20 protein-coding genes are annotated in these 26,415 nt (G+C 48.4%); 19 read left to right on the plus strand and 1 reads right to left on the minus strand.

Annotation, left to right across the window (positions count from 1 at the left end; all coding sequences use genetic code 11):
* Positions 1-427 precede the first annotated feature (427 nt).
* The 11 genes from NST83_RS05085 to NST83_RS05135 all read left to right on the plus strand — a co-directional run bounded on the left by NST83_RS05085 (position 428) and on the right by NST83_RS05135 (position 15,582).
* A complete protein-coding gene (locus tag NST83_RS05085; protein ID WP_342416815.1) occupies positions 428-2,575 on the plus strand; it encodes a glycoside hydrolase family 6 protein in 2,148 nt (715 codons plus the stop codon).
* A 173-nt stretch (positions 2,576-2,748) separates the two neighbouring features.
* Positions 2,749-3,684, plus strand: coding sequence for a nucleoside hydrolase (locus tag NST83_RS05090; protein WP_342416816.1), 936 nt, complete (start codon positions 2,749-2,751; stop codon positions 3,682-3,684).
* 100 nt (positions 3,685-3,784) lie between these two features.
* Entirely contained in the window at positions 3,785-6,460 is a 2,676-nt protein-coding gene (locus tag NST83_RS05095) for a PAS domain S-box protein (protein WP_342416817.1), read from the plus strand.
* A gap of 223 nt (positions 6,461-6,683) precedes the next feature.
* Positions 6,684-7,073, plus strand: coding sequence for a GntR family transcriptional regulator (locus NST83_RS05100; protein ID WP_137061706.1), 390 nt, complete (start codon positions 6,684-6,686; stop codon positions 7,071-7,073).
* A complete protein-coding gene (locus NST83_RS05105) occupies positions 7,066-7,968 on the plus strand; it encodes an ABC transporter ATP-binding protein (RefSeq protein ID WP_342416818.1) in 903 nt (300 codons plus the stop codon). Before NST83_RS05100 ends, NST83_RS05105 begins: the two co-directional genes overlap by 8 nt.
* A complete protein-coding gene (locus NST83_RS05110; RefSeq protein ID WP_342416819.1) occupies positions 7,943-10,036 on the plus strand; it encodes a multidrug ABC transporter permease in 2,094 nt (697 codons plus the stop codon). Before NST83_RS05105 ends, NST83_RS05110 begins: the two co-directional genes overlap by 26 nt.
* Positions 10,037-10,163: 127 nt before the next feature.
* Positions 10,164-10,928 carry a class I SAM-dependent methyltransferase gene (locus NST83_RS05115; RefSeq protein ID WP_342416820.1) on the plus strand — a complete coding sequence of 255 codons (765 nt, stop codon included), beginning with the start codon at positions 10,164-10,166 and terminating at the stop codon, positions 10,926-10,928.
* 264 nt (positions 10,929-11,192) lie between these two features.
* Complete coding sequence (locus tag NST83_RS05120) at positions 11,193-12,647, plus strand: substrate-binding domain-containing protein (RefSeq protein WP_342416821.1); 1,455 nt, start codon at positions 11,193-11,195, stop codon at positions 12,645-12,647.
* 142 nt (positions 12,648-12,789) lie between these two features.
* On the plus strand, positions 12,790-14,109 hold the full coding sequence (locus NST83_RS05125) for a hypothetical protein (protein WP_342416822.1): 1,320 nt from the start codon (positions 12,790-12,792) through the stop codon (positions 14,107-14,109).
* A gap of 40 nt (positions 14,110-14,149) precedes the next feature.
* A complete protein-coding gene (locus tag NST83_RS05130) occupies positions 14,150-15,013 on the plus strand; it encodes an aldo/keto reductase (RefSeq protein WP_342416823.1) in 864 nt (287 codons plus the stop codon).
* A 14-nt stretch (positions 15,014-15,027) separates the two neighbouring features.
* Entirely contained in the window at positions 15,028-15,582 is a 555-nt protein-coding gene (locus tag NST83_RS05135; protein ID WP_342416824.1) for a mismatch-specific DNA-glycosylase, read from the plus strand.
* Between the two features lie 105 nt (positions 15,583-15,687).
* Here the strand turns inward: NST83_RS05135 and ald are convergent, their stop codons facing one another.
* On the minus strand, positions 15,688-16,818 hold the full coding sequence (gene ald / locus NST83_RS05140; protein WP_342416825.1) for an alanine dehydrogenase: 1,131 nt from the start codon (positions 16,816-16,818) through the stop codon (positions 15,688-15,690).
* A gap of 374 nt (positions 16,819-17,192) precedes the next feature.
* On the opposite strand from ald, the gene NST83_RS05145 reads away from it, so the two are divergent.
* The 8 genes from NST83_RS05145 (at position 17,193) to NST83_RS05180 (ending at position 26,311) form a co-directional block, all read left to right on the plus strand.
* Positions 17,193-18,857, plus strand: coding sequence for a PucR family transcriptional regulator ligand-binding domain-containing protein (locus NST83_RS05145; RefSeq protein ID WP_342416826.1), 1,665 nt, complete (start codon positions 17,193-17,195; stop codon positions 18,855-18,857).
* A 102-nt stretch (positions 18,858-18,959) separates the two neighbouring features.
* Positions 18,960-20,483, plus strand: a complete 1,524-nt coding sequence (locus tag NST83_RS05150; protein ID WP_342416827.1) for a copper amine oxidase N-terminal domain-containing protein — start codon at positions 18,960-18,962, stop codon at positions 20,481-20,483.
* 297 nt (positions 20,484-20,780) lie between these two features.
* The gene (locus tag NST83_RS05155; protein WP_342416828.1) at positions 20,781-22,076 is read left to right on the plus strand and encodes a galactokinase family protein; all 1,296 of its coding nucleotides are present in this window, start codon (positions 20,781-20,783) and stop codon (positions 22,074-22,076) included.
* A gap of 165 nt (positions 22,077-22,241) precedes the next feature.
* Positions 22,242-23,162: a PD-(D/E)XK nuclease family protein gene (locus NST83_RS05160; RefSeq protein ID WP_342416829.1), complete on the plus strand. Its 921-nt coding sequence runs from the start codon at positions 22,242-22,244 to the stop codon at positions 23,160-23,162.
* Positions 23,163-23,171: 9 nt separating this feature from the next.
* Positions 23,172-23,387, plus strand: coding sequence for a hypothetical protein (locus tag NST83_RS05165; RefSeq protein WP_342416830.1), 216 nt, complete (start codon positions 23,172-23,174; stop codon positions 23,385-23,387).
* Positions 23,381-24,010 (plus strand): aminoglycoside phosphotransferase family protein, encoded by a 630-nt coding sequence (locus NST83_RS05170; protein ID WP_342416831.1) that lies wholly within the window; start codon positions 23,381-23,383, stop codon positions 24,008-24,010. Before NST83_RS05165 ends, NST83_RS05170 begins: the two co-directional genes overlap by 7 nt.
* 159 nt (positions 24,011-24,169) lie before the next feature.
* Positions 24,170-24,829, plus strand: coding sequence for an SGNH/GDSL hydrolase family protein (locus tag NST83_RS05175; protein ID WP_342416832.1), 660 nt, complete (start codon positions 24,170-24,172; stop codon positions 24,827-24,829).
* 138 nt (positions 24,830-24,967) lie between these two features.
* On the plus strand, positions 24,968-26,311 hold the full coding sequence (locus NST83_RS05180; RefSeq protein ID WP_137062240.1) for a hemolysin family protein: 1,344 nt from the start codon (positions 24,968-24,970) through the stop codon (positions 26,309-26,311).
* Positions 26,312-26,415 lie beyond the last annotated feature (104 nt).

Below are 26,415 nucleotides of genomic sequence, written 5' to 3' on the forward strand. Positions count from 1 at the left end.
GTTTATAGTTGTCGATTCGGGTCGACGGAAATTAAAGAATACAGCCTTGTTATTACAAATCTTTTCTCTCTATGTCGAAGCCCCAGTTCACCATGAGGGCTTGCCACAGGAGGGGTGCTCCTTTGAATAAAGGAACCGGGTCCCCAAAAATATTGTGGCAAAAAAATACCGACAGAGTGGAAATTTATAGCCTAACTAATAATTTAATTCTTGATTTATTCAATTTACAGCATATTTCCAGCTCTATATAATCTAACATAGGAGGTGAACAAGGGATTAAACGACAAGCGTGTATCAAAGTAGAAAGCGCTTACCTTATTACATCTATGAACGCCGATTTTTGGAGAAAGAAGGCGTAACTCACACATAATCATGTAACAATCAGGTACCGCCATAGGAAGATTCAACAAAATCTACGGAAAGATAGGTGAAGCAATTGAAAACAAAGCAAGTGCTTCGTAAAGGCATGAAGTATGCTTTTGCGCTATCACTCATTGCAAGCAGCTTTCTACCAGGTGCAGGATTTACGGATAAAATATATGCAGAATCCCATGTGGACAATCCTTATATTGGGGCAACCAAGTATGTTAGTCCTGATTATGCGGCTAGCGTCGATACGTCGATTGCCCAGGTTACGGATTCTACACTGAAAGCGAAAATGCAAACCGTCAAAACGTTCCCGACAGCCGTATGGCTTGATCGCATCGCTGCCATTAACGGCGGTGGAGGCAAGCTTGGCCTGGAAGCGCATTTGGATCAAGTGTTGGCGCAAAAGAAAGGCAACACACCGATTACGGCTGAGTTCATTGTTTATGATCTGCCAGGACGGGATTGCCATGCCTTGGCCTCCAATGGTGAGCTGCCGCTGACCCAAGCAGGTCTGGAAACGTACAAAAAGGATTATGTTGATAAAATTGCTGCTATTTTTGCCAATCCGAAGTATCAGGATATTCGCATCGTAGCGATCATTGAACCAGACAGCTTGCCAAACCTGGTAACCAATCTGGATGATCCTAAATGTGCGCAAGCCAAATCAACAGGGATTTATGAAGCCGGGATCAAGTATACAATCAATAAGCTGAACGAGATTCCGAACGTCTACAAATATGTAGATATCGGTCACTCCGGTTGGTTGGGTTGGGATAACAACCGTTCAGCAACCGTCGCACTGTTCACGAATGTTTTCAGAGATACGAGCAAAGGACTGTCCAGCGTGGACGGCTTTATCACGAATACAGCCAATACTACACCGCTGACAGAGCCTAATCTGCCCGATCCAAACCTGAATATCGGCGGACAGCCGATCAAATCATCCAAGTACTACGAATGGAATCCTAATTTCGATGAACTGGATTTCACAGAGTCCTTGCATAGAGATTTTATAAACGCAGGCTGGCCGAGCTCACTCGGTATGCTCATTGATACGGGCCGTAATGGATGGGGAGGACCTAACCGTCCGACTGCCGCTGTCGGCAGTGATATTAACTCCTATGTAAACTCAGGCCGTGTAGACAAACGCTCGCATCGCGGCAACTGGTGTAATAACAGCGGAGCAGGTATGGGTACGCCGCCGCAAACAGCTCCAGCTTCCCATGTCGATGCTTATGTATGGGCGAAACCTCCGGGTGATTCCGATGGTTCCAGCTCGCTCATTCCGAACGATGAGGGTAAAGGCTTTGACCGTATGTGTGATCCTACCTATACAACCAAGGATGGCACATTAACAGATGCTTTACCGAATGCACCTATTTCAGGAGCATGGTTCCATGATCAGTTTGTTATGCTGGTGCAAAATGCATATCCAGCGATTGTCCCTTCATCTGGTGGCGGAACAACTCCTACACCAGCCGCTCCGGCAGTACCAGCGGGCTTAAAGGCGACAGCGGGTAATGCGGAAGTGAAGCTGACTTGGAATGCGTCCACTGGGGCCGACAGCTACACGGTAAAACGTGCCACTAGCGAAGCAGGTCCTTTTACAGCCGTTGCGCCTCTTGTAACTGAAAGAGAGTACACAGATAAGGGGCTGACGAACGGAACAACTTACTTCTATGTTGTAAGTGCTACGAATGCGAAAGGAACAAGTAAGGATTCCGCTGCGGTAAGCGCTGAACCTAAAGGAACACCGACAGATCCTACAGAACCAGCGGGTGATCTGGTTGTGATGTATCGGGCCGGTGACACCGACCCAGCTAATAACGCAGTCAAGCCTTTCTTAAATCTGAAAAATAAAGGTACAACACCAGTGAAGCTGAGTGAGCTGAAAGTCCGGTATTATTTCACGAAAGATGGCAGCCAGGAGCTGCAATCCGCAGTAGACTATGCGCAAGTAGGCAATGATAATGTGCTGCGTACCTTTACAGACAACTATATTGAAATTGGTTTCAATGCTGCTGCTGGCACGCTTGCTGCTGGAGCGCAAACAGGTGATATTCAGATCCGCATCAACAAAAGCGACTGGTCTAACCTGGACGAATCCAATGACTACTCCTTCGATCCAACCAAAACCTCTTATACAGAATGGAATAAAGTAACGTTATTCCATAATGATAAGCTGGTGTGGGGAATCGAGCCTTAGGAATCAGGACAGAAGATGTGCGCTTAAGCAATGGAAGGGCCCCGAAGGAAAAGCTACGGCACACTGCCGTAGCTTTTTTCGATCGTATTCAGATAAAGAACCTCATGATCAAGAGAATAAGCATTCAAATTGTGTATAATGAAAAAGAATGCTGTTCTACTGTGGAGGTCATCATGAGTAAAAAGTTAATTTTAGATGTAGATACGGGTATCGACGATGCACTTGCCATTGCGTACGCGGTCCATTCGCCAGAATTGGAACTGCTTGGAATTACAACTACCTTTGGCAATATCTCGGTGGAGGAGGCAACACGCAACTCACTGATCCTGCTGGAAAAGTTGGGTGTAGAGGCCCCGGTCGTATCTGGCGCTCACAAGCCGTATGGCCGAGAGCTGTTCAAGCCGTATTCTAGGCATATCCACGGCGAGGACGGGATTGGAAACCAGTTGAAGGGCTCGCCTTCCCGACAGGCAGCATCTGGGGATGCAGCAGATTTTATCATCGGACAGGCTCGTCACTATGAAGGCAAGCTTACCCTTGTAGCGGTGGGACCACTGACGAACCTTGCGATTGCACTGGATCGCTGTCCCGAACTGCCGCAATTGCTTGACCGTCTGATCATTATGGGCGGCGCGGTCACGGTAAAAGGCAACGTGACCCCAACGGCTGAAGCAAATATATATGCCGATCCTGAAGCCGCAGCCTACGTGTTGGGAGCAGGCTTCCCGCTCACGCTGGTTGGACTGGACGTAACCATGCAGACCCTGCTTCCTCAGCATGAAGTGGACAAATGGCGTGAGCAAGGGACTGAGCTGGGCACCTTTATGGCAGATATGACGGACTTCTATATGGAAGCCTATCGTAATTTCAGACCCGGTATCGCGGGCTGTGCTTTGCATGATCCGTTGGCCGTAGGGCTGGCGATTGATTCCAGCTTTGTGGAGACGCGCCCGATGCACATTGCCGTCGAGGTGGGGGATTCCGCCGAGGTTGGTCGTACCCGTGAAGTAACGGACAAGGATCAAGCTCATTTACAGACAAGTATTGACGTGGCACTTGAAGTGGATGCGGATCGGTTTTTGCGTCATTTTCTGAGTCGGGTGGTATAAAAAAATAATACACAAAATTGCCGATGGCACTGCATCGGCAATTTTGTGTATGCATGTAAGGCTGCGCCGCCCTCATAAACCACAAAGGAGGAGATTTATTGTGTTTTCTGCTGCTCAACGACTGCCTTTGCTGGAACACATGTACAATCATGCCCCGACAGGGATAGCCATTTTTTCGAGGGGCGGAAAATGTCTGTACGTTAATCCCGCTCTTTGTCACATGGTCGGATATAAGCAGGAGGAATTGCTGCAAACCCGATATTATCATTTGCTGTATCAAGGAGACAAAGATCGACAAGCGTTGCGAGACGTCTATGCGGGCTGGCTGAAAGCTACGGATCAAGTGTACAAGGCAGAGCTTCGTTTAAGACATCAGCGGGGAATCTCCGTCTGGTTATCGCTGGAATTAACGATATTTGATGACCCGGCTATGGGTCAAACGTATCTGATTGCCTACGCGATGGACATCACAGAAAAAAAAGACATGCAGCAGGTACTCTCGGACAATGAGGACTTGTACATGCTGATTACAGAAAATACGCCAGATGTGATTTCGTTCAGCACGCCGGATGGCAACCTTCAATATGTTTCTCCTTCGGTAGAAAAACTTCTTGGCTACACTAGGCAGGAAATGCTCGGCAAAAAACGGCTCGAATTTTATCATGCAGAAGATGCCGATTATATGCGCGTACATGGAATCTTCCAGGAAACAGGTATTATGAAGCGGCGTGTTCGTCACAAGGACGGGCATTATTTGTGGCTGGAAGTGTCATATCGCATCATTCGGGATGAGGAAGGCAAAATCAAACGAGTTCTGTCCATCGGCCGCAACATCACGGAGCGCCAGAAGAGTGAGGATAATCTTGCAAAAGCCCAGCAACTGGCGATGTTTGGTTCATGGGACTGGGATTTGGTTAACGATGTTTTGCATTTTTCCAAGGAATTCTGCAGTATTTTCGGCTTTAGCGTAAAGCCGGTCGAGACAAGTATTGATTCTTTTCTAGATGCTATTCATCCAGAGGATAAAGAGCGAATGATCGAGATCATTACGAACGTCATTTTAAAAGGGATTCATAAAGAAACCTTTTATCGGATTGTACTGCCTAATGGTGAACAGAAAGTGCTGCGTTCGATCTGGGAAGCGGAAATGGACGAGCGCGGAGAACAGCCGATTCAAATTGTCGGTATGGTACAGGATGTCACGGAGCACCAAAAAATGGAGCAACGTCTTCGTGAAAGTGAAAACCGTTATAAATCGCTGTTTCAGCATAACCCGCTCGGCATATGCGCCATGAATATGGAAGGTCAAATCCTGAGTGTGAATCCCAGTCTGGAGGAACTTATCGGTTATACAAGGAAGGAACTGCTTGAGGCTGGATTTCTTGCGATGGCTTCTTCTGAGGAACGGGACAAGATCAGGCATCATATGGAGCTGGCCAAACAGGGAGAAACGCAAACCTATGAATCAGAGTTCATACATAAGGATGGGGAGCGTCTGTCTATCAAGGTAACCAATATTCCGATTTTTGTGCATGAGCATATTGTCGGCTGCTATGGCATTATTGAAAATGTCACTCCTCTCAAAAGCTACATCGCCCAGATCGAAAAGCTCAGCAACGAGCATTCACTCATTCTGAACGCCGTATCCGAAGGCATTGTGGGTCTGAGCACCGAGGGGCATGTCCGTTTTATGAATCCGGCGGCGGTCGAAATGTTTGGAGTGGGATCGGAAAACCCACTGAGCGGGACATGCACGGATATGATTCGCCATGTCGATGAGATAAGCAGACATTACCCGGATGAGCAGCCATCCATTCTTCAGGCGATCCGAAGTGGTGCTTCTTATCAGGCTGAGGAAGCCGTATTTTGGAAAAAAGACGGGTCCAGCTTCCTCGTCTCATACCGGATCAGTCCCCTGATGGATAATGGAGAGCGTAAAGGGGCCGTAATGGTTTTTGTAGATATGACGAATGAGAAGGAAATCATCCGGGCCAAGGAATCTGCCGAGCGGGCCGACCGGGCCAAGTCAGAATTTCTTTCTGTGATGAGCCATGAGCTTCGTACACCGATGAACGGAATTATCGGGATGGCCGGGTTGCTCGCAGATACTGAATTGGATGAGGAACAGCGGAGCTATATCGATATTATTACCAATAGCAGCAGTGCTTTAATGCAGATATTGAATGAAATACTGGATTTGAGCAAAATTGAGGCTGGAAAAATGGCGTTGCTGCACGAACCTTTTGAACTTGAGGATATGATGGGCAGTGTGGCGGATCTATTTCTCAAGCAGGCTATGGAAAAAGACATTAAGCTGGAGTGGCATGTGGATCAGGAATTGCCGGGGGTCCTTGTCGGTGACCATGTGCGTATCCGGCAGGTGCTGGTGAATTTGGTGAGCAATGCAATCAAATTTACGGAGCGAGGGCGTGTAAATATCTTTGCCGAGAGCAAGGCTTACAGCAGCCGTAAAAAGAAATGCTTGGTTGAGTTCACTGTAACCGATACCGGGATCGGTATTCCCGCAGATCGCCAGCATCTATTGTTTCAGCCTTTTTCCCAGCTCCATCCGGCACTGAATCGAAAATATGGAGGAACAGGCTTGGGGCTGTCTATCTGCAAAAACCTGGTCAGTCTGATGGGCGGCTCCATTGGTGTGGATAGTGACGAGGCCAGAGGAGCCACGTTCCGGTTTCAGCTAGATCTTATGCTGCCAGAAGGGGAAGCGCTTGCGAATATAAGCCGTGACGAGCCTTACGAATCAACGGAATGCTAAAAGAAATAGCCAGTCGTGGTACTTAATGCATCATGGCTATTTTTATGATAAGCGAAATATTAACGATGATTTCAAGACCAGCTTTCTGAGTTGGTCTTTTTTCTGTGAGAAATCCCCAAAGAAATGATTGACAAACTGTTCTAACTGTACTATTAATAATAGTACAGTTAGAACAGATAGAGGATGCAGATGAACCTGATCAAGTCTTGAAAGGAGGAAGTCCATGTTCGAGCTGGATATCCGCAGCCGCAAGCCGATCTACGAACAGCTAACGGACAAGGTAAAGGAAATGATTGTATACGGATCGCTTCAGCCGGATGAGCAATTGCCTTCGGTACGGGTTTTATCCGCTCAGCTTACGGTAAACCCCAACACGATTCAGAAGGCGTATCGAGAGCTGGAACGCGAAGGATACATTTATTCCGTCCAAGGCAAGGGCAGCTTTGTCACCCCCGCCGAGCATCAGCCGCAGCAAATGAAGCGGGATGAGATTCGGGCGGCCCTATTGAAACAGATGATCGAAGCTGTCCATTTCGGTTTTACGCAGCAGGAAGTGGACGCCTTATACGTGGAAGCTACGCAATTGAAGGAAAGGGGGATGTCCCTTGATTGAATTAAGGGAAGTCACAAAGACATTTACAGAAGAAAAGGCTGTCGATCAGCTCGCCCTTACGGTGAAGAAAGGCTCTATTTTTGGACTTTTGGGCTCCAACGGAGCAGGTAAAACGACGCTGCTCAAAATCGTCGCCGGGATTTACAGACCGGATACTGGCAAGGTGCTAATCGGTGGACAGCCGGTGTATGAGCAGCCAGAAGTCAAGCAGCGCATTCTGTTTATGCCGGATACTCCTTATTTTTTCCCGCAAGCGACGATTCGCCAGATGGCCCGGTTTTACCGCTCCATTTATCCGAGCTGGAGTGAGGAACGCTACATACAGCTTACCAATATTTTCAAGCTTGACCCGAAGCGTAAACTTCACCGTTTTTCCAAGGGGATGAAACGGCAGGCCGCATTTTTGCTCGCCTTGAGCTGCATGCCTGAGCTGTTAATTTTGGATGAGCCGATTGACGGACTGGACCCGGTGATGCGCAGAATGATCAAGAATTTGCTGTTCCAGGAAACCGCCGCACGGGAGATGACTGTCGTGATCTCATCCCATAATTTGCGTGAAATTGAAGACATGTGTGATCATGTCGGCATTATGCATCAGGGACGTATGTTGTTGGAAAAAGAAGTTGACGACCTCAAGTCCGATACGCATAAGGTGCAGGTTGCCTTTCGTGACAGCAAGCATGAGGAAGCCATCTGTGGACAACTTCCGGTTGTACATAAGGAACGCAGAGGCAGTGTTCTGCTGCTTATTATCCGGGGGGAACGAGAGCGGATTACAGAAACGATTCAGGCGTATGAGCCGCATGTGTTCGATTTGCTGCCGTTGACGCTGGAGGAAATTTTCATTTATGAAATGGAGGACGCAGGTTATGACATCCAACCGATTCTTCTGTAGCGGCGGCGTGATTCGCCAAAGCCTGAGACAGCATGGCTGGATCGGTCTATTGTACTTGGTGGGATTAGTGTTTACAGTGCCGCTGCCGTTATTTATGAGCATCGGAGACGAACGGGTACCCGAGGTTTTGAGCAGCTTGTTCGATAGTATAAAATCAGTAAATAATTTTCAAAATATGATTTTATTAGTTGTTCCAGTGCTGGCCGGTGTAATGCTGCTTCGTTTTATTCAACGGCAGGGTTCATCCAATTTATATCATAGCCTGCCACTGCGCAGGGAACATCTGTTAACGGCGCACTTGATTAGTGGTCTAATACTCTTACTCGTACCTGTGTGGTTGACTGCGGGGGTAACGGCTCTGGTGAATACAGCCGACCTGCCTTATATTTTTCATATCAATGATATTGGCTCATGGGCACTGGTCGTATCGGTTCTTACCATTTTTCTGTTCACCTTTACCGTATTTGTAGGTATTTGTGTCGGACAATCACTGCTTCAATCTGTTGTAGTATATGTTTTGCTTTTACTGCCCATTTTTCTGTCATCCATGATTAGTCGTTTTCTTGGCCGCCATCTGTATGGTTACTTTCAGGTTAATGGAACTATTATTCAATATAGTAATGACATAGAGTTGCGGAGTAGTAATAATATCTGGGAAAATTTATCGCCGGTTGTTCGCATTACAGATTTGCTAAGAAATCCATTTTCATATATTGAACTGCTGATTTATATGGGCGTTTCTCTGCTGTTCGTCGTCCTGAGCTATGTGTTATATCGCAAACGGCTGGTAGAGAAGGCAACGCAAGCAATGGCATTTACCTTCTTCCAGCCCTTATTTAAAGCAGGTGTGATGCTGTGCGCTATGCTTATAGTAGGGGAGTATTTTAATGGCGTAGGCGGACAAGGTAAAGACTGGTCTATCTTCGGCTATATACTTGGAGCTATTTTTGGCTATATCACTGTGGAGATGGTGATTCGTAAGACGTGGCAAATTGTACGTGTACGTGCTTTGCTGGAATTGGTCGCTTACAGCGCAGTGTTAGGTCTGGCAATGTACATGCCGACTTCCAGCTGGGTAGGCTACGAGGAGCGTATTCCAACCGCGCATTCAGTGAAGCAAGTCTATGTCGGGCCAAACCTGTATCTATATGGGGGGGGCACACGGAAAAATCTTTACTTTTCGCATGATAAAGCTTTTATCGCTTCTGTACTGAATCTACAACGTGAGCTTGTGCTTGCACATTCAGCCGGACAGATGTCTGGGTCCAAAAATGAACCCCAGCAAATGATATCCATTGCCTATCGCCTTGATGATGGTTCGATTATGACGCGAAGCTATACATTTCCTGAGCAGCCTTTCCAGGCAGCGCTGGCAAAGGTCATGGTGTCTGAGCCATACAAAACGGTAGCATACTCTTTAGATAAGCTGTATGGCAAAGCCGAGACGATCAGCATTAAATCAGGGGATGATGAGGAACGAAGGGTGGTTCTGACTGATCCGAGCGAAATTCGTGAATTTGAGGCTGTGCTGAAAGAAGAAATTTTGAATATGAGTTATAGCGAAATGCAGTCAGGCTCTTATGTGTTGGGGAATATTGATATTGTTAATAAACCTTCATCTATTTTAGCAGAAGAACCAGAGTGGAATCGCAATTTTTCCTTTAACTGGCGTACATCCTTCCACAAGCTGAATACTTGGCTGGAACGCAAAGGATATGCCGACAAGGTGATTATCACGCCGAAAGACATTGTATCTGTGCGGGCTGTTCCAATGGTTTCTCAAGAGAAGAAGCCCTATCAGCCTGGTAAGTATATTCAAGCAACGAATTTGTTCAAAATATTGCAGCAGAAGTATAAAGTCGCTGCAATTGAAGATCCGAAACTCTGGAATACTGTACTGGAAAAGCGGAATTTTTATAATTATACTCCAGAAGTGGAGAGAGGCACATATCTGATACAGATAAAAATCAAGTCTGTCAGTGGGTCCGGTTTTCGTATCGGCTATTATGTATTACATCCCAAAGACATGACACCTGAGCTTGCGAAGGCTCTACCAGCAGCTCCATAAACAGCACAGAATGACAGGCAAGGGCTCCCCTGATTTGGGCAGACATAAAGGCTTAGAGAGATAGAGCGTAGAATATAAAGAGAGTAGTGTCCGATGGTCAGCCCAGTTCAGGAAGGAGCAGCACGATATGAAATATACAGAAGATCGTAAGTTTATACAGTTGTTGGAGCACCATAAGCAGTCCTTTGCCGGGTGGGATTTCTCATTCATCTCGGATACAGGACGCGTAGCGAGCGAGCCCTTGGACTGGTCTTATACCAGCAAGGCAATGGCGCTCATCCATTCTTCCACGGCGATGCTGGATATGGGAACAGGCGGAGGCGAACTTTTGTCACGGCTACGTCCTTTTCCAGAGATTGTATGTGCGACAGAAGCGTATGCACCAAATATTCCTGTTGCCAGGGAGCGATTGGAGCCGCTGGGCGTACGCGTTATGGCTATAGATGACGACAATTCACTTCCGTTTGACGATGCCGGGTTCGATCTTGTGCTGAATAAGCACGAGTCATTTTCGCCAGCGGAAGTGCGCCGAATTTTGCGTCCAGGCGGAACGTTCTTGACTCAACAGGTAGGGGGCCTGGATTGTGCGGGCATTAACGAACGCTTGGGAGCGCCTGAGTACGAGTATGCGGATTGGACCCTTTCTCAAGCGCTTGCAGGTCTGGAAAGCAACGGCTTCGAAATCGTGGAGCAGCGGGAACAGTTTCCGATACAGCGGTTTTACGATATCGGAGCGCTTGTCTACTACTTAAAGGCGATTGAATGGCAGATTGCTGACTTTCAGCCAGAGCGATATATAGAACCGCTGTATCGTCTACATCTGGACATTCAACGTGAAGGCTATTGGGATGTGAAGCAGCACCGTTTTTTGATCCAGGCAAGAGCAATATAAAATTATTAAGTTCAATATCCAGAAGGTCTTCCTCCAAGGAAGGCCTTTTTAGGCATACTCCTTTATGGTAAATTTTACAGTCCGTGGCCGCGTGCTTTTTTTCATGATAAATTTCTATTTGTGTTGTGAAAAACAGTGAAGCGACGTGATCGGATAAGGACATTTTTACCATCTTCTCGTATACTAATCTTTACCATAATTGTACAATGAAAAAAAGCAGTGGCTTAGAGGCTCAATTCATTTGAAAAGTATAGGGGGATGTACATGTCTGATCCAAAGGGAGTTATAACCGAGTCGGAAACAGGCCCCTCCATGCGGCTAGTATGGTTTTGGCCGTGGCTGGGCGGTACATTTATGTTTGGATTGTTTTCAGTCATGTTTAATGTATTGTGGAGTATGGCTGTGGCATCTAATGTACAGCTTTTGCTGAGACGCGAAGGTGTGACGGATACGGCGGTCATTGTGATGATGGTATTATATGCCTGGATCGTCGGTCTGATTTTTGCAGCTTACGGTGTCTGGAGTGCGCGTATTTCCAGTTTGCATAAGCTTCCGCTCATGCTGACCGGACTGTTATCCTTATTAAGTGGCCTGAGTTTATGGATTGTGGGGTTACAAGGCTCTGGCGGCCAACCAGCCGAAGTGTGGGGCAATTCGTGGCAACTGTTTTCAATCTATCACGCGTGGGCGGAGCCTGTGCTGGAGGTATTGGAGCCGTATACACAGCATGGTGAAATCTGGTTTCTGCTGACTGCACTGCTGCCGATAGCCGGAATGGTAGTGGGTGTTGGGGTGGACCGTTATCCGACGGTGACAGGAAAGAGCGGAAAGGTAGATCGCAGATGGCAATGGGTCGTGGCCGCTATGTCTGCGGCACTCGTTATTGTGCTGACCATTGCACTGATGTTGCCTCATCGTCCGTTGATCGCAGAACGGGATTTTCCAGTGGTTGATGGGGCTACAGCAGCGATTCCGTTCGCACAGGATATGCTACATGAACTGACCGGAATGAGCAAGGCGCGCGTGGCGTACGAATTGAGATTCAACACAACGCATCAGGCGTATGTAAATCTGATTGACAAGAAGGCAGATCTCATTCTGGTCGCTGGACCATCCGACGCGGAGCTGCAGCTTGCGAAAAGCCGGGGAGTGAACATGAAGCTTACTCCCATAGGGCGGGATGCGTTTATTTTCCTCGTTCACGATGACAATCCTGTTCATACGCTGTCTTCAAAGCAGATTCGTCGTATTTATGAAGGCTCCATTCATAATTGGAGTGAAGTGGGAGGCAAGGATCAGCCGATTGTAGCCTATCAGCGGGAAGAAAATTCGGGAAGTCAGACCTATATGCAAAAGAAAGTGATGGCTGACCATGAGATGGCCGAGCCGCCCCGGGAGCGCACGATTGGCATCATGGGTGGTATGATTAACGCAGTTGCCGATTATAACAAGGATCACAATGCGCTCGGGTATTCGTTTTATTATTTTGCCAATGTGATGCATAAGCGGCAAGAAGTTAAATTTTTGTCTATTGACGGAGTGGCGCCGAATAAGGAAAATATTCGTTCGCAGCAGTATCCGTTCACCGCTCAATTGTTCGTGGTCACACGGCAAGGAGAGAGATCCAGCCCTTCGGTCCAACGGCTGCTCCAGTGGCTGCAAAGCGAAGATGGCAAACGGATCATTGAAAAAGGCGGCTTTGTTCCTGTATATCCGTAGACGTGGTTTTCCATAGCGTCGATTTTGGATTTCCATCCGTGAAGAGTGAAACGAAGACAGCAGGGTAATACATAGGATATACCTTGCTGCCGTTACATACCCGCGCAGCATTGTACTAACACATTAAGGGGATGAACGATTAATGAAGAAAAAATTATCGGTATGGGCGCTTTTGCTCGCCGTATCCATCATGACAGCGGGTTGTGGAGGAGGTGCAACACAAGCAGGACAGACCGGACAGAAAGAACAGAACGGGCCAACCGTTCAGGATGGGCAAAAGGGATCTGGTTCCGCTCAATCGGGTGCTTCGGGATCAACGGTGAATACACCGGGACAGCAGACCGCTTCTGACGGGAAAAATGGTACAACTGGCGGTACAGGCACGGCATCGGGCGCAGGTGGACAAGCATCCACGAATGCGAATGCGGCGAAGGTTCGCATGGACGATGTTACCGCACTGCGTCTGATCGACGGCAAATCCGGCTGGATCGGCGGGAAGGGCTGGATTGCCCGGACAGACGCAGATACATCCGGATCAGTCGGAGCGACATGGGGTGTACAATATCAGGGGCAAGGTACAGTACAGCAAATTTTTGCCTTGAATGGGCAGGAGGCATGGGCCGTCATGACAGACAGCGGTATGCTGCTGATGACTCAGGATGGAGGCAAACGCTGGGAAAGTACCGGGACGGTGCCGAAGCAAGGACAAGCGGGCTTTTTACACTTTGTATCGTCCAAAGTAGGATTCAGCGGAAACCAATATACGAAGGACGGCGGTCAAACCTGGTCCGCGCTTCCCGTGCCTGATCACACCGTTGGACAACCATACTATCATGATCAGCAAAACGGTTGGGCGGTAACGCAAAGCACAGAGGGGTCGTTCCGTTTCTTACACACAACGAATGGCGGTCAGAAGTGGACTACCGTTCTGTCACGGAAAACCGAAGCCCCTCTGAACGGTGTGACCATTCGTTCGGTAGAACGCGGAAACGCATGGATTGAGCTGGTCGGAGATACAGGCATGAATCAGACCTCATATTCGCTCTGGCGTACCGCCGATAGCGGCCGAAGCTGGCGTGCGGTGCTGGCCAATGCCACCGCTGGCGCGGGTCCGGCTCCCGGCATTAGCCAGCAAGCCAATCAGATCCCCAAGAATGAAGGCACGGCACCAGGTATGCTTTATGCCGTAAACAGCAGTACCGTGTTGATGGGGGGCTACTGCGCACCGTGTGATAAGCCTAATACCATCGGCTGGACGAATGACGGAGGCAAGACGTGGAACAATGGCAAGCAAAGCTTTGACGGCTATGGTGGCCAGCAAATCGGAATGGCGAATGCCAAGGAAGGCTGGGCTATTTTCTCGGATTCAGAGAAGGCCCCGGTTATGTATGTCACCTCGGATGGCGGACAGCATTGGGCGCAGAGCCATGTCTTTGACAAGCCTATGGCATCAGGTTCCTGAGCAGATAAGTCCTGAGTATAAAGTAAAGGGGGGAGAACACATGAGCCAAGCGAGGAAAAGTGCAATCACATGGGCTGATGGCCGTGAGGTGCCACTGATCGGACAGGGCACATGGCATATGGGTGAAAAAGCTTCGTTTCGGCAAGATGAGGTGCGCGCGCTTCAACTTGGCCTGGATCTGGGCATGACCTTGGTCGATACGGCTGAAATGTATGCTGAGGGCGGTGCAGAAGAGATCGTCGGGGAGGCCATTCGGGGCCGGCGGGACGAGGTATATCTTGTCAGCAAGGCTTACCCTCATCATGCTGACCGCCAAGGGCTGGCTCAAGCGTGTGAGGCGAGCCTGACCCGTATGGGAACAGAGTACATGGACATGTATCTGCTGCATTGGCGGGGAAATATCTCACTGGAAGAGACAGTACAAGGGATGAAAATACTGCGTGAGCAGGGGAAAATTCGCAATTGGGGCGTGTCCAATCTGGACGAGTCCGATATGGAGGAGCTATGGAGCCTGACCGGAGGTGATGCCTGTGCGGTCAATCAAGTGCTGTACCATGCGGCTTCGCGGGGAATTGAATATGATCTGCTTCCCTGGAGCCGCACACATGGCGTGCCCGTGATGGCGTATTGCCCGATTGCACAAGGCGGACGTCTGCGGCGGGGACTGCTGGAGCATCCCGTGATGACGGACATCGCTGCCAGCCACGGGGTCACGCCATCCCAAATTGCGCTCGCATGGGTTATACGGGACGGCGATATCTGGGCCATCCCGAAAGCGGTGCAGGAATCGCATGTACGGGAAAATGCAGCGGCAGCGAATATCCGGCTCACTCCTGAACAACGGCAACAGATAGATGAAGCTTTTCCGCCGCCTACGCGGAAGCAGCCGTTGGATATGGTTTGAGAGAGGGGAGTGCCATGACAGAAAGAGAAGCGGGAACAGGAAGCGAGACAGAACTCCATGAGGTAGATGATCATCTGGATTACGGATTATCTGTCGTATTCATAGGCTTCAACCCCAGCTTGAAGTCAGGCGAAGTGGGGCATCATTATGCGAACCCGCGCAACCGTTTTTGGCGCATACTGGAGGGAGCGGGATTGACCCCCCGCTTGTATGATCCATCGGAGGATGGTGAGCTGCTCAAGCTTGGCTACGGCTTTACGAATATTGTTTCCCGACCCACGAGGGGAGTGGAGGACATTGCGCGCGAGGAATACGCCGAGGGACGTCTGAAGCTGTATGCCAAGCTAAAGAAATACCGTCCCAAGGTTGCCTGCTTTGTCGGCAAAGGCGTATATACCGAATACAGTAAAAAATCCAAAGCAGATTGGGGATTCCAGCCCCAGCCGCTGATCCCCGAGATGCATGAATTTGTAGCCCCTTCGTCCAGCGGACTGGTTCGCATGTCGCTGGAAGAGATCACAGCTATTTACCGCCGTCTCCAGACGTTTCTGACAGCAGAAATCTTCTGATATCGAGCATAGAATGGTGGATACAGCTAATAGCTAAACGACAAAGAGCCACACAGTTCATGCCCCGAGGGGAAGAACGTGTGGTTCTTTGAGCTATCGGCGAGTCTATTTTAAGGCTTTTGCCTGCCACGCCTGATCTACCGGAACGTAAGGATAACCCAGATCACGGGCTACCGCCTCGTAGGTGATATGACCGTTCAGGACATTCGTGCCGCTAAGCAGCGGCTTGCTTCTGCGAAGGGCCTCCTGCACCCCCTGATCTGCAAGCTGGAGGGCGAAGGGAAGCGTCGCATTCGTTAGAGCAAGGGTCGAGGTTTGCGGCACTGCGCCCGGCATGTTTGCTACGGCATAGTGAATGACGCCATGCTTCACATAGGTCGGCTGATCGTGTGTCGTGATGTGGTCTATCGTCTCGACAATACCTCCCTGGTCGATGGCGACATCCACAATCACAGAACCGGGCTGCATTGTCTGCACCATAGCCTCCGTTACAAGACGAGGGGCTTTGGCTCCAGTGATCAGGACAGCACCGATCAGCAAATCGCTCTGCGCTACGGCTTCGGCAATGCTGGACGGTGTGGACACCAGCGTATGGAGCTGATTGCCGAAAATATCGTCCAGCTGGCGCAGCCGATGCAGGCTCAGGTCGATCAGCGTCACGTCCGCGCCGAGGCCAATGGCGACCTTCGCGGCGTTCGTGCCGACGACCCCGCCGCCAATAATGGTCACTTTGCCACGCTTGACTCCCGGCACGCCTGCCAGCAAAATGCCTTTGCCGCCCTTCGGTTTTTCCAGCAGCTGTGCCCCGATTTGCACAGCCATTCGACCTGCGACCTCGCTCATGGGGGTCAGCAGCGGAAGGCTTCCCCCGACATCCAATGTTTCATAGGAGATAGCAGTTACGCCATTGTCCGTCAGCGCCCGGGCCAGTGCCGGCTCCGCAGCCAGATGAAGATAAGTGAACAAAATCAGCCCTTGTCGGAAATATCCGTATTCTGAGGACAACGGCTCCTTCACCTTGATAATCAGATCTGCCTGAGACCACACCTCCGCTGCGTGCTGTACAATCGTTGCACCCGCCTTGGCATAATCTCCATCTGTAAAGCCACTTTCAACCCCTGCATAACTTTCCACAAACACGTGGTGTCCGTGCTGGATCATCTGAGCTGCACCGGCAGGTGTCAAGGAGACACGATTTTCATTGTTTTTAATCTCTTTCGGAATTCCAATGTTCACTTTATTCACTCCTAAAAATAATTGTTATCCATCGGCAAATAATTATTCTTTAGGGCAGCTACGCTGCTGTGTTTCTATATTTCTATATTTCACTGTTTCAATATTGCTACGCTGTTGTTGCTGTTTCTGTTGTTGCTATGCTGCTTACACCAAACGAATTCCAAAATGATATTATCATTTTTGTGCAGCGCTGCCAATTAGTTAAATGGACTCAAGCCTACAAATGCAATTCATGTTAGATTAGGTACAGTTTACAAGTGGAAAAGCTCCTTGACATCATACATTTTGTCGGATTATCTGACTTCAAGGCTCGACTTTTTGATGGATAAGTGTCATATAAAATGACATAAGACATATACATAAGGAGAATACCGATGAACGGTAAAAAAACCTTTACCATTGCAGATGTGCTGGAACGTCCCGTATTCCGACGGGCCAAGCTGGCAGCCGGGGAGCAGGGCACGAGTCACCGGGTCGGCTGGGTCCATGTGCTGGAAATCACAAATGTAACCCCCTTTGTGAGTCGCCATGACCTGATTTTGACGACGGGGCTATGGCTGACCCGGGAAGAGGAGGAACGCGCTGAGTATATGAAGCAGCTAATCCGTTCCGAAGCCTCAGGACTGTGCGTGGAACTGGGTACGAGCATCCATGAGATTCCGCCGGAAATCCTGGAGCTGGCGGAACGGCATCATTTTCCGGTCATCGTATTTGAACAGCCGATACGCTTTGTTGAGATCACGCAAGATATTCACTCCCTGCTTATTAACCGCCACCACGAACTACTGAAAGATCTGGAGCGCTTCTCGCGCCAGCTTCAGCAGGAGACGCTGCGCAGCACGGATATGAGCGCTCTTTTGCGGGTACTTCATGATTATGCTGCCCGGCAGGTCATCTACATGTCTTCCATTGATACCCATCGGTTCGTACCTTCCATCCAGCCTGATGTGGCTGACCGCATTGCGAATTTTTATGCCAATGAGGTGGAATCCAGCATGACGTCTGACCGGGAGGGTCACTTGTTATTCCATCTCAATGAATCCACCGCCGTCTTGTTTCAGCCGGTTGTCTGCTTCGGGCAGGTATTTTCCGCTGTAGGTATGGTGTTGCATGGCGAAACGCCGACGGAAGAACTGTCGCTGCTGCTGGATTACACAGCCAAGGCAGCAGCTACGCTGGTGCTGAGAACCCAGTTCCTCGAAGACCGCTTGCTACGCAACCAAAATGAACTGATTCAGGATGTGCTGAACGGACAGCTTCCCAGCGAGGAACAGGCTCAGACCCGGATGGGACTGCGTCTGCTGTCCAAGGGACAGTATTTATTTTGGGCCGGGATTATTGAGGTGGAGCATCAGGATAAGGAAGCCAGTCAGGTGCGCAAAGAGTCCATTAACCAGGATATTTTGGTACTGCTCCGTTCTTTGCTGAAAAAGGAAACGCTGCACAACCTGCTCATGATGAAGGGGAACCAGTACTACATTCTTTGCGCCAAGGAGGAATTGACCCTGCGTTCCGCAGCGCAAATGAAGAAAGTGCTTGCCCATACCGTGCAATATATTCAGAATTATGCCGCCGGGCAGCTTGACAAGGTGCGCATTCATGCAGGTTTCGGCAAAGTAAGATACCGGATGACCGGGGCAGGTCGCAGTTTCGAGGAGGCTTACCAGGTTATTGAAGTGGCGCGAAGCGTTCCGGCCATGATAGATCGGCTTTTTTACGACAGTATCGGAATCTATCAATTGTTGAAAGCCGTACCCCGCACTCCCTTCTTACAAGAGTTTGTACAGGATCATTTGGGCGGGCTGATTGTGCATGACCGTGAGCACCATATGCAGCTTCTGGATACGCTGGATGCTTATTTTCGATGCCATGGCTCCAAGCGCGACACTGCTGGAATCCTGTACATACACAGGCAGACGCTCTACAATCGGCTGGACAAAATTAACGAGATCATAGGAGGGAATATGGCAGACCCGGATAAACGTCGTTGTTTGGAGATGGCACTGCTGGCTCACCGGATGCTACAGGCCGAAAAATGATCCTAAATGACTACTTCTATTTTCCAAACTACTCATTTACAATGCGTGTCAACACTGAGATAATAGAAGAGATAACGGAAATATCTTTGAAAGGGGATTAATATGAATATAAAAAAATGGATTGCCGTCCCTCTTATTCTGCTAATGGTAGCTTTGACGGGTTGCCAGGCAGTAGGCGGATTTGATGTAAGTAAAAATCTTTTGGGCACACTTGATGTGAAATCCCAGCAGTCAACGGAGAAAATATCTCTTAAATTGACGCCAAAAGCAGGCATTACGCAAGGAGACCAGGAAATTGTTGATTTAATCAATTCCATTTCCGTAACAGTGGATGAGGCCAAGGTACAATCGGAGGAACTCGCTTCCGCCAAGGGTACATTGCACATCGACAAGTATAATTTGCCGTTTGAACTTGCTTTGGACCGCCAAGGTATGGCTATTCAACTGGAAGGTGCCAAAAAACCTTATTACATATCTTTGAACTCGCAGGGGAGCTTGAGCAGTCTGCCTGCCGGATTTGATCCTTATGTATATTCCAAAGATGTAAGAGATCTGACGAAAACTGCCGCAGCACTTGTACTCAAGCATGCTCCTAACCCTTCGACGATCTCTGCAACGTCTGTAACCGAAGAAGTTTATGGTGAGAAGGACAAAGTGAAGCTGACCCGCTTGCATGCGGAACTTCGTGGCGATGAGCTGGTTGCATTGGTAAAACCATTCCTGACCAATCTGGCCAAGGACGAGGCAGGCTTGAAAGAACTGATCGGGCAAGCGATTGATTTTACTAAAAATATCGCTTCCAGCATGAATATTGATGGTACTGATCAAGTCACAAGCCAACTGAACACGAACAAGGAAAAACTGGTCAATGAGGCTTATACCGAGGTTAAAAAGTATTTGGATCTGGCCGTTGCTCAATATGATGTAGGCGTAAGCACTTTATATGCACAGTCTCCTGAAATTAAAACGGTTCTGAGTTCCAATACGGTTCTGAAAACCGATATGTATTTTGATGAAAAAGGAAATGTTCGCAAATCAGTAGCAGACCTGACGGTTGCTTTGCCAGAAGTAGATAGTCTTCCAGTGAAGTCCTTCTCGATTGTTACGGAAACTCAATCCTGGAACGTAAACGGTAGTGTAACAGCCGACAAGGTAGATATCTCCAATGGCGTTATCGACCTGAATAAACAAGCTGAATTAACACCAGGAGCGACGCTTCGCAATTTTGATGCGAACTCTCCGATCTACAATATTTTAAAAAATGATTTGGAAATTACAAAGGTAGAAACCACTTTCGATCCTAAAGACGATTACTATGTACTGGTGAATCGTGGAGGTACCGCCTTCATCCCGCTGCGTGAATTGACGTACGAACTGGATTCCGAATTAAAATGGGATGCGGCTGCCAAGCAAATTACAGTTGTGGATGATATTACAGGTAAGACCCTGAAGCTGAAAAGCGGCTCCAAGCAGGCTGGACTGGAAGGAAGCACATTAACGCTGCCACAAGCTCCATATACGGATGAATATGGTACGCTGTATGTTCCTTTCAAATCGGTTGCCGAAGCATTGGGTGCTACAGTAACCCGTAACAGTAATGGTGAGTATGTGTTGAAACGTGACTAAAAAGACATTCCACATATCTGTATCCAACTGCACCGCTGGTGTATGGAATATGCAGGTATAGACACAGGAACCGGCCCGTTTAAGGGTCGGTTCTTTTTTTGCATATCCTTACGAATCTAATCTGTCGTAAAATAAGGAAGCATTCTCACAGAAACGATTTAAATAAGCGACTACAGATTAAAATAGTACCCTATTTTTGCACTGGGAAAATTGAGATAATTATATTGTTCTTGCGCCATTGATAAATTTTCGGCCAGGCACCACGGTGGAAATCACCTACAATAGGAGGATATAACGATGAAAGATATGGAATTGTTGAATTCTAGTGAGGGAAAAATTGTACTAGCTCGAATGTACGGTCAACAGCAGGTTGCAGAGCAAACGACGCGATATCAATCCATTCTACAGGCGTACCGGGAGCACTTCGGCGTCGGGGATATTGAATGGTTTAGTGCTCCGGGAAGATGCGAAATAGGTGGGAATCATACAGACCACAATCACGGGAAGGTGCTGGCAGGCAGTATTACACTGGATACCATTGCTGTAGCTGCTAAAGTGGAGGAGCCTGTAATTACGTTCTTTTCCGAAGGCTACAAAACGAAATACGTCATTGATTTAAATGACTTGTCACCACAACCGGAGGATGATGGTACGATGCTTCTGGTTCGCGGTATTGCGGCTGGTTTGCTCGAATTCGGATATCGCATCGGAGGATTCCAAGCTTATATATCAAGCAATGTGTTCTCTGCTTCAGGATTAAGCTCTTCTGCTTCATTTGAAATGTTGATATGTACGATCATCAGTCATTTTTATAATGAGGGAGCGTTGGATGCTGTCGCCAAATCCAAAATCGGCCAGTATGCCGAAAATGGCTACTGGAACAAGCCGTCGGGTCTGCTTGACCAAATGGCTTGCGCATATGGGGGGCTGGTTGCCATTGATTTTGAAAACCCCGAGGAACCGATCATCAATCCAGTCCACTGGGATTTTCAACAGAATGGATATTCCCTGGTTATCGTTAATACAGGCGGAAATCATGCTGATTTAACGGAGGATTACGCGGCGGTGCCCAACGAAATGCGTGCAGTGGCTCAGTCCTTAGGTGCTTCTGTTTGCCGTGACTTATCGCCGGGGGATCTGTATGCCAACCTCAAAATGGTCAGGGAAAAAGCAGGAGATCGTGCAGTGCTGCGTGCGTTGCATTTTTTTGAAGAAAATAGGCGTGTGGATGAACAGGTGAAGTCGCTGGAGGAGGGACGTTTTTCTGATTTCTTGAAGCTCGTCACCGAATCCGGTAATTCTTCATGGAAATGGCTTCAAAACGTATATAGAAGTGGGGTTGACCGGGAACAGGACGTGTCTGTTGCGCTAGCATTAACGGAAATGTATTTGCAATCCATAGATAACAGCGCATGCAGGGTACATGGTGGTGGCTTTGCTGGAGTCATCTTAACGATTCTTCCCAATGATCGTGTTGATGATTATAAGACGTGGATCAGCGGAATGCTGGGAACTCCGGTACTCGTTGTCAACGTCCGTGAGCAGGGTGCCGTTAATGTAAGTGATTTGATTCATGCGGCAACGAAGGATTGAAAATGAAGCCAGAGTTGGACGGATCTCAGGAGTTATTGTGAATTGAATATACTAGACCGTTGAAGGCTTTAACCTCTGGGTTAAAGTCTTCGTTCTTTTTGGACGATGCAGTCCAGGCTTACGTTATAATAGAACATGGAAGTTCTAACGAAGGAGGGCCTATTCATGGCTATGTACCCGTCCTGGTCCTATTCGCAATCGAGGGCCCAAACGTTCGATGAATGCCTACGCAAATATTATTATCATTATTACGGCTCGCATAACGGCTGGAACCCTGCACAGGGCAGTGAAGAGCAGGTTGCGTTGTATCGGCTCAAGCAGCTGAGCAACTTATATATTTTATTTGGGAATATTACGCATCAAATGTGTGAATCGGTCATACGTGGTTGGATGGAAAAAGGCGCTGTTCCACGTCCGGCGTACTTGGAGACAGCGATGAAGAACATGCTGAATGACAGCTACAAGGAATCGCTGCAACAACGTGAGCTATGGCAGCAAGACCCCAAAAATCGCATCATGCTCGCTGAAATTTATTATGATGACGAAGTGCTGGCGGAACGCATTGCCCGCATTAAGGAGCGACAGCATGCGGTGGTACACAATTTGTACCGTACTGCCGTTTGGCGTGAGTTGCAGCAGGGTGAGGCCCGAATTGTCGAGGTGGAGAAGTGGGATACGATGCTGCTTCATGAGACGAAGGTCTATGTCAAAATGGATTTGCTCTACCGCAGAGGTAATGGAGACATGGTTATCGTAGACTGGAAGACAGGCAAGGAAGGCGACTTCTCCGACCAGTTATTTTTGTATGCTTCCTATGTGCAGGAGCATTACCAGCTTCCCTTGGAGAAGATCGAGGTGCGTGTGGAATATTTGATGACCGGAGAGCATGAAGTGTACCATCCTGCGCAGGAGGATATCTACAAGGTGGTTGGCAATGTCGGGCGATACATCGAGGAAATGAAGTCCTGTCTCGATGATGATTATTATAATCGGCCGAAACCCGAGTCCTTCTTCACGCCGATGCCATCCCGCAGAGCGTGTGGAGGCTGTAATTTTCGGGAGGTGTGCAAGTACCGCGCGGTATAGGATGGGATTGTGACAGGTGCAACCAATGCGGATGGAGGGATCACATTGAACAAAGGCGCCATGATAGGAAAAGGCATGAGTGCTGAGGTTTATGAATGGGGCGATCAGCAGGTTTTAAAGCTCTATTACGATAACTATCAACCTGAATGGGTACGATTTGAAGCCGAGATTAGCGCAGCCGTAAAGGAAGCCGGGGTACCTGCGCCAAGTGTCTACGAATGTTAGAAGAAGGGGGGCGACATGGACTGCTTTACGAACGAATTCCGGGAGTATCTATGCTTGCTATGATACAAAGCTCTCCGTATAGAATTTTGAGATATGCAAGAGAAATGGCTTGGCTTCATTGGAGCATTCATCGCTGTTCAACGACCAAGCTTCCTCGCCAAAAAGACAGATTGGAGCAAGCAATAAATGACTCCAAAGAATTATTGGGAGAGAAAACAAAGCTGATTTGTGAATTTATGGACACTTTACCAACTGGTAATTGGGTTTGTCATGGTGATTTTCACCCCGACAATATCTTAATGACGAATCATCAATCAATCGCAATTGATTGGACAAACGCAAGTATAGGAGACCCGATGTGCGATGTAGCAAGAACCTCGTTAATGTTGCTTTCTCCGTTTAATCCACCAGGGACACCAAGAACGATGGAGCCTTTATTGTGTCTATTTAAAAGAATACTAAACAGAGCTTACCTGAATGAATATTGCAGAAGCTCCAATATAAAAGCTGATAGCATGAATAGCTGGATATTACCTGTAGCGGCTGCCAGGTTACAAGAGGGGATTCCTGGTGAGCAAGAGTGGCTGCTGCATCTGATTAATCATCGGCTCCAAAACATGTAGGTACGCCTATACAATCTAGCCCGTATCATTACGACAAGCCAGCCTAAACGTGTATGGCAAATCTATAATTATCCCAAGTTTTGAAACCGCTTTCTTATTTGGAGAATACAAGGTATGATAAGGGTATTATTGGAAATTCAGAAGGAGGATATAAGGAAGATGACGAGTACAGGCCGCACACGTATTCTTTTTCAGGGGGATTCCATAACAGATGGAGGAAGAGGACGGAATGAGGACGCGAACCATTGGCTGGGCCAGAGCTATGTGTATCTGATCGCAGGTAAACTGGGGAGTCGATTGACTGCTACGCAGCCAGAATTTGTGAATCGTGGGATTTCGGGGGATCGGGTTTCGGATTTGTATGCGCGCTGGAATGAGGATACGTTTAGCCTCAAGCCGGATATGCTCAGTATTCTGATCGGCGTGAACGATGCCTGGCGGATCGTGGAGCAGGAGCCGTCCGGGGTGACGGACCGATTTGAACGAGCCTATCGCCATGTTTTGGAGGAAACGCGTGAAGTGCTGCCCGATATCGGGCTGGTGATGTGTGAGCCATTTATTTTGAAAACGGGAGCTACGGAGGCACGATGGGACATTTGGCAGGAAAAAATAACAGGTTATCAGCAGCTTACGCGTCAGCTTGCGGACGAATTTGGGGCTGTATTTGTGCCGCTCCAAAGCGTGCTGAACGAGGCAGCTACCAAGGCGGACGCCTCCTATTGGCTGCATGACGGGGTTCATCCCACAGCGGTTGGGCACCAGTTGATAGCGGATCAATGGATAGATATCGTGCAAAAGAGTCCGCTGGCGATTCGCTAACTTGGTCAACCATAGTCTACTCCTTGTCATTTTTGGGTAATACACGATTATGGACATAATGACTTATAGGAACTGTCCATCCAAAAATGAACGTCATAAGGGAGCTTCTTGCTTCGTATGGCGGGGCAAGAGAGGGCTGTGGAAACTGTGAATATCATACTGGTCATTTTACTGATTGCGTTAACTGCGTTTTTCGTTGCATCCGAGTATTCCATTATTCGCGTGCGGGTATCCCGTATCAATCAGCTTGCATCCGAAGGGAATAAAAATGCCAAAGCTGTCAAAAATATTTTGTCCCGACTGGATGAGTATTTATCTGCTTGTCAGCTAGGGACCACGTTAACCTCGATGGCGTTAGGCTGGCTCGGGGAGTCTACGGTTGAAAAGCTGCTGCATCCGCTATTTGTGCTGGCGCATATTCCGGCCGGACTCACGGGAGTATTATCCTTTTTGCTGGCTTTTCTGATTTTGACGTATTTCGAGGTGGTTATCGGGGAGCTGGTGCCCAAAACATTCGCCATACAGATTGCGGAGCCGATGGCTTTGTTTTTTGCCCGTCCCATTACAATCTTCTATAAAATGACGTATCCGCTGAATTGGGTACTCAGCCGTTCCTCGCGTGTCATTACGGGACTGTTCGGGCTGAAAAAGGTTTCCGAGGAAGATGCGGCTCTCAGTGAGGCAGAGCTGCGTTTGGCATTATCCGAAGGATACCGCAGTGGTGAAATTACACCAACAGAATATCGCTACCTGAACAATGTATTTGATTTTGACGACCGTGCGGCGCAAGAGATTATGGTACCGCGTATTCACATCCGCTCTATTTCTCATCTGGCAACGGTGGCAGAGTTTATGGAGCTAATCGAAGACAAGATCTATAATTTTCTGCCTGTAGCCGAAAACGGGGATCGGGATCGTATCATCGGGATGATCCGCGTGAAGGAAGCGCTGCATGATTTGGCCCGAGGCCACAGCACAGGGAATACCACGATGGCCTCCTATATTCATCCAGTGCTTCAGGTGATTGAGACCATTCAGGCCAGGGATCTGCTGATTCAGATGCAAAAGCGGCGTATTCCCGTAGCGGTTCTGGTGGACGAGTATGGCGGTACATCCGGGTTGGTCACGCTGGAGGATATTATGGAGGAGATTGTAGGGGACATTCCTTCCTATACCGACACCGAGACCCCTGCGGCGCTAACCCCTCTCATTACAAAAACAGACGATCATCGTTACATACTCAAATCGCAAGCGCTCATTCATGAAGTCAATCGGCGTTTGGAGACGGATATTGAGGCCAGAGACGTATATACGATTGGCGGATGGATGCTTTCAGAGCATTTTGATATCCGACAGGGAGAGAGTATGACCATAGGCTCATGGGAGTTTACCGTACTGGAAAAAAACAGTCACCAAATAGACACAATTGAAGCGGCCAAAAAAATAGCTGGTGAACAGGAAAATGACAATAATTCCGAATGATGGAATGATTGAACGCCTGCAAATCAATGGTTTAATTTGTGACGAATGGCCAGTAAAGCAAGCAGCAGCGCGGTTCGTCCATTTTTTTGATGCCCGTTGATGCT

It is taken from the genome of Paenibacillus sp. FSL R10-2782 (assembly GCF_038592985.1).
Taxonomy (GTDB): domain Bacteria; phylum Bacillota; class Bacilli; order Paenibacillales; family Paenibacillaceae; genus Paenibacillus; species Paenibacillus terrae_C.

Bases quoted from the DNA above. Each gene is read 5' to 3' on its own strand.
- NST83_RS05090 (WP_342416816.1), top strand. From the start codon at position 2,749: ATGAGTAAAAAGTTAATTTTAGATGTAGATACGGGTATCGACGATGCA.
- NST83_RS05130 (WP_342416823.1), top strand. From the start codon at position 14,150: ATGAGCCAAGCGAGGAAAAGTGCAATCACATGGGCTGATGGCCGTGAG.
- NST83_RS05160 (WP_342416829.1), top strand. From the start codon at position 22,242: ATGGCTATGTACCCGTCCTGGTCCTATTCGCAATCGAGGGCCCAAACG.
- NST83_RS05115 (WP_342416820.1), top strand. From the start codon at position 10,164: ATGAAATATACAGAAGATCGTAAGTTTATACAGTTGTTGGAGCACCAT.
- NST83_RS05175 (WP_342416832.1), top strand. From the start codon at position 24,170: ATGACGAGTACAGGCCGCACACGTATTCTTTTTCAGGGGGATTCCATA.
- NST83_RS05155 (WP_342416828.1), top strand. From the start codon at position 20,781: ATGAAAGATATGGAATTGTTGAATTCTAGTGAGGGAAAAATTGTACTA.
- NST83_RS05120 (WP_342416821.1), top strand. From the start codon at position 11,193: ATGTCTGATCCAAAGGGAGTTATAACCGAGTCGGAAACAGGCCCCTCC.
- NST83_RS05145 (WP_342416826.1), top strand. From the start codon at position 17,193: ATGAACGGTAAAAAAACCTTTACCATTGCAGATGTGCTGGAACGTCCC.
- NST83_RS05150 (WP_342416827.1), top strand. From the start codon at position 18,960: ATGAATATAAAAAAATGGATTGCCGTCCCTCTTATTCTGCTAATGGTA.
- NST83_RS05170 (WP_342416831.1), top strand. From the start codon at position 23,381: ATGTTAGAAGAAGGGGGGCGACATGGACTGCTTTACGAACGAATTCCG.
- NST83_RS05135 (WP_342416824.1), top strand. From the start codon at position 15,028: ATGACAGAAAGAGAAGCGGGAACAGGAAGCGAGACAGAACTCCATGAG.
- NST83_RS05125 (WP_342416822.1), top strand. From the start codon at position 12,790: ATGAAGAAAAAATTATCGGTATGGGCGCTTTTGCTCGCCGTATCCATC.
- NST83_RS05110 (WP_342416819.1), top strand. From the start codon at position 7,943: ATGACATCCAACCGATTCTTCTGTAGCGGCGGCGTGATTCGCCAAAGC.
- NST83_RS05100 (WP_137061706.1), top strand. From the start codon at position 6,684: ATGTTCGAGCTGGATATCCGCAGCCGCAAGCCGATCTACGAACAGCTA.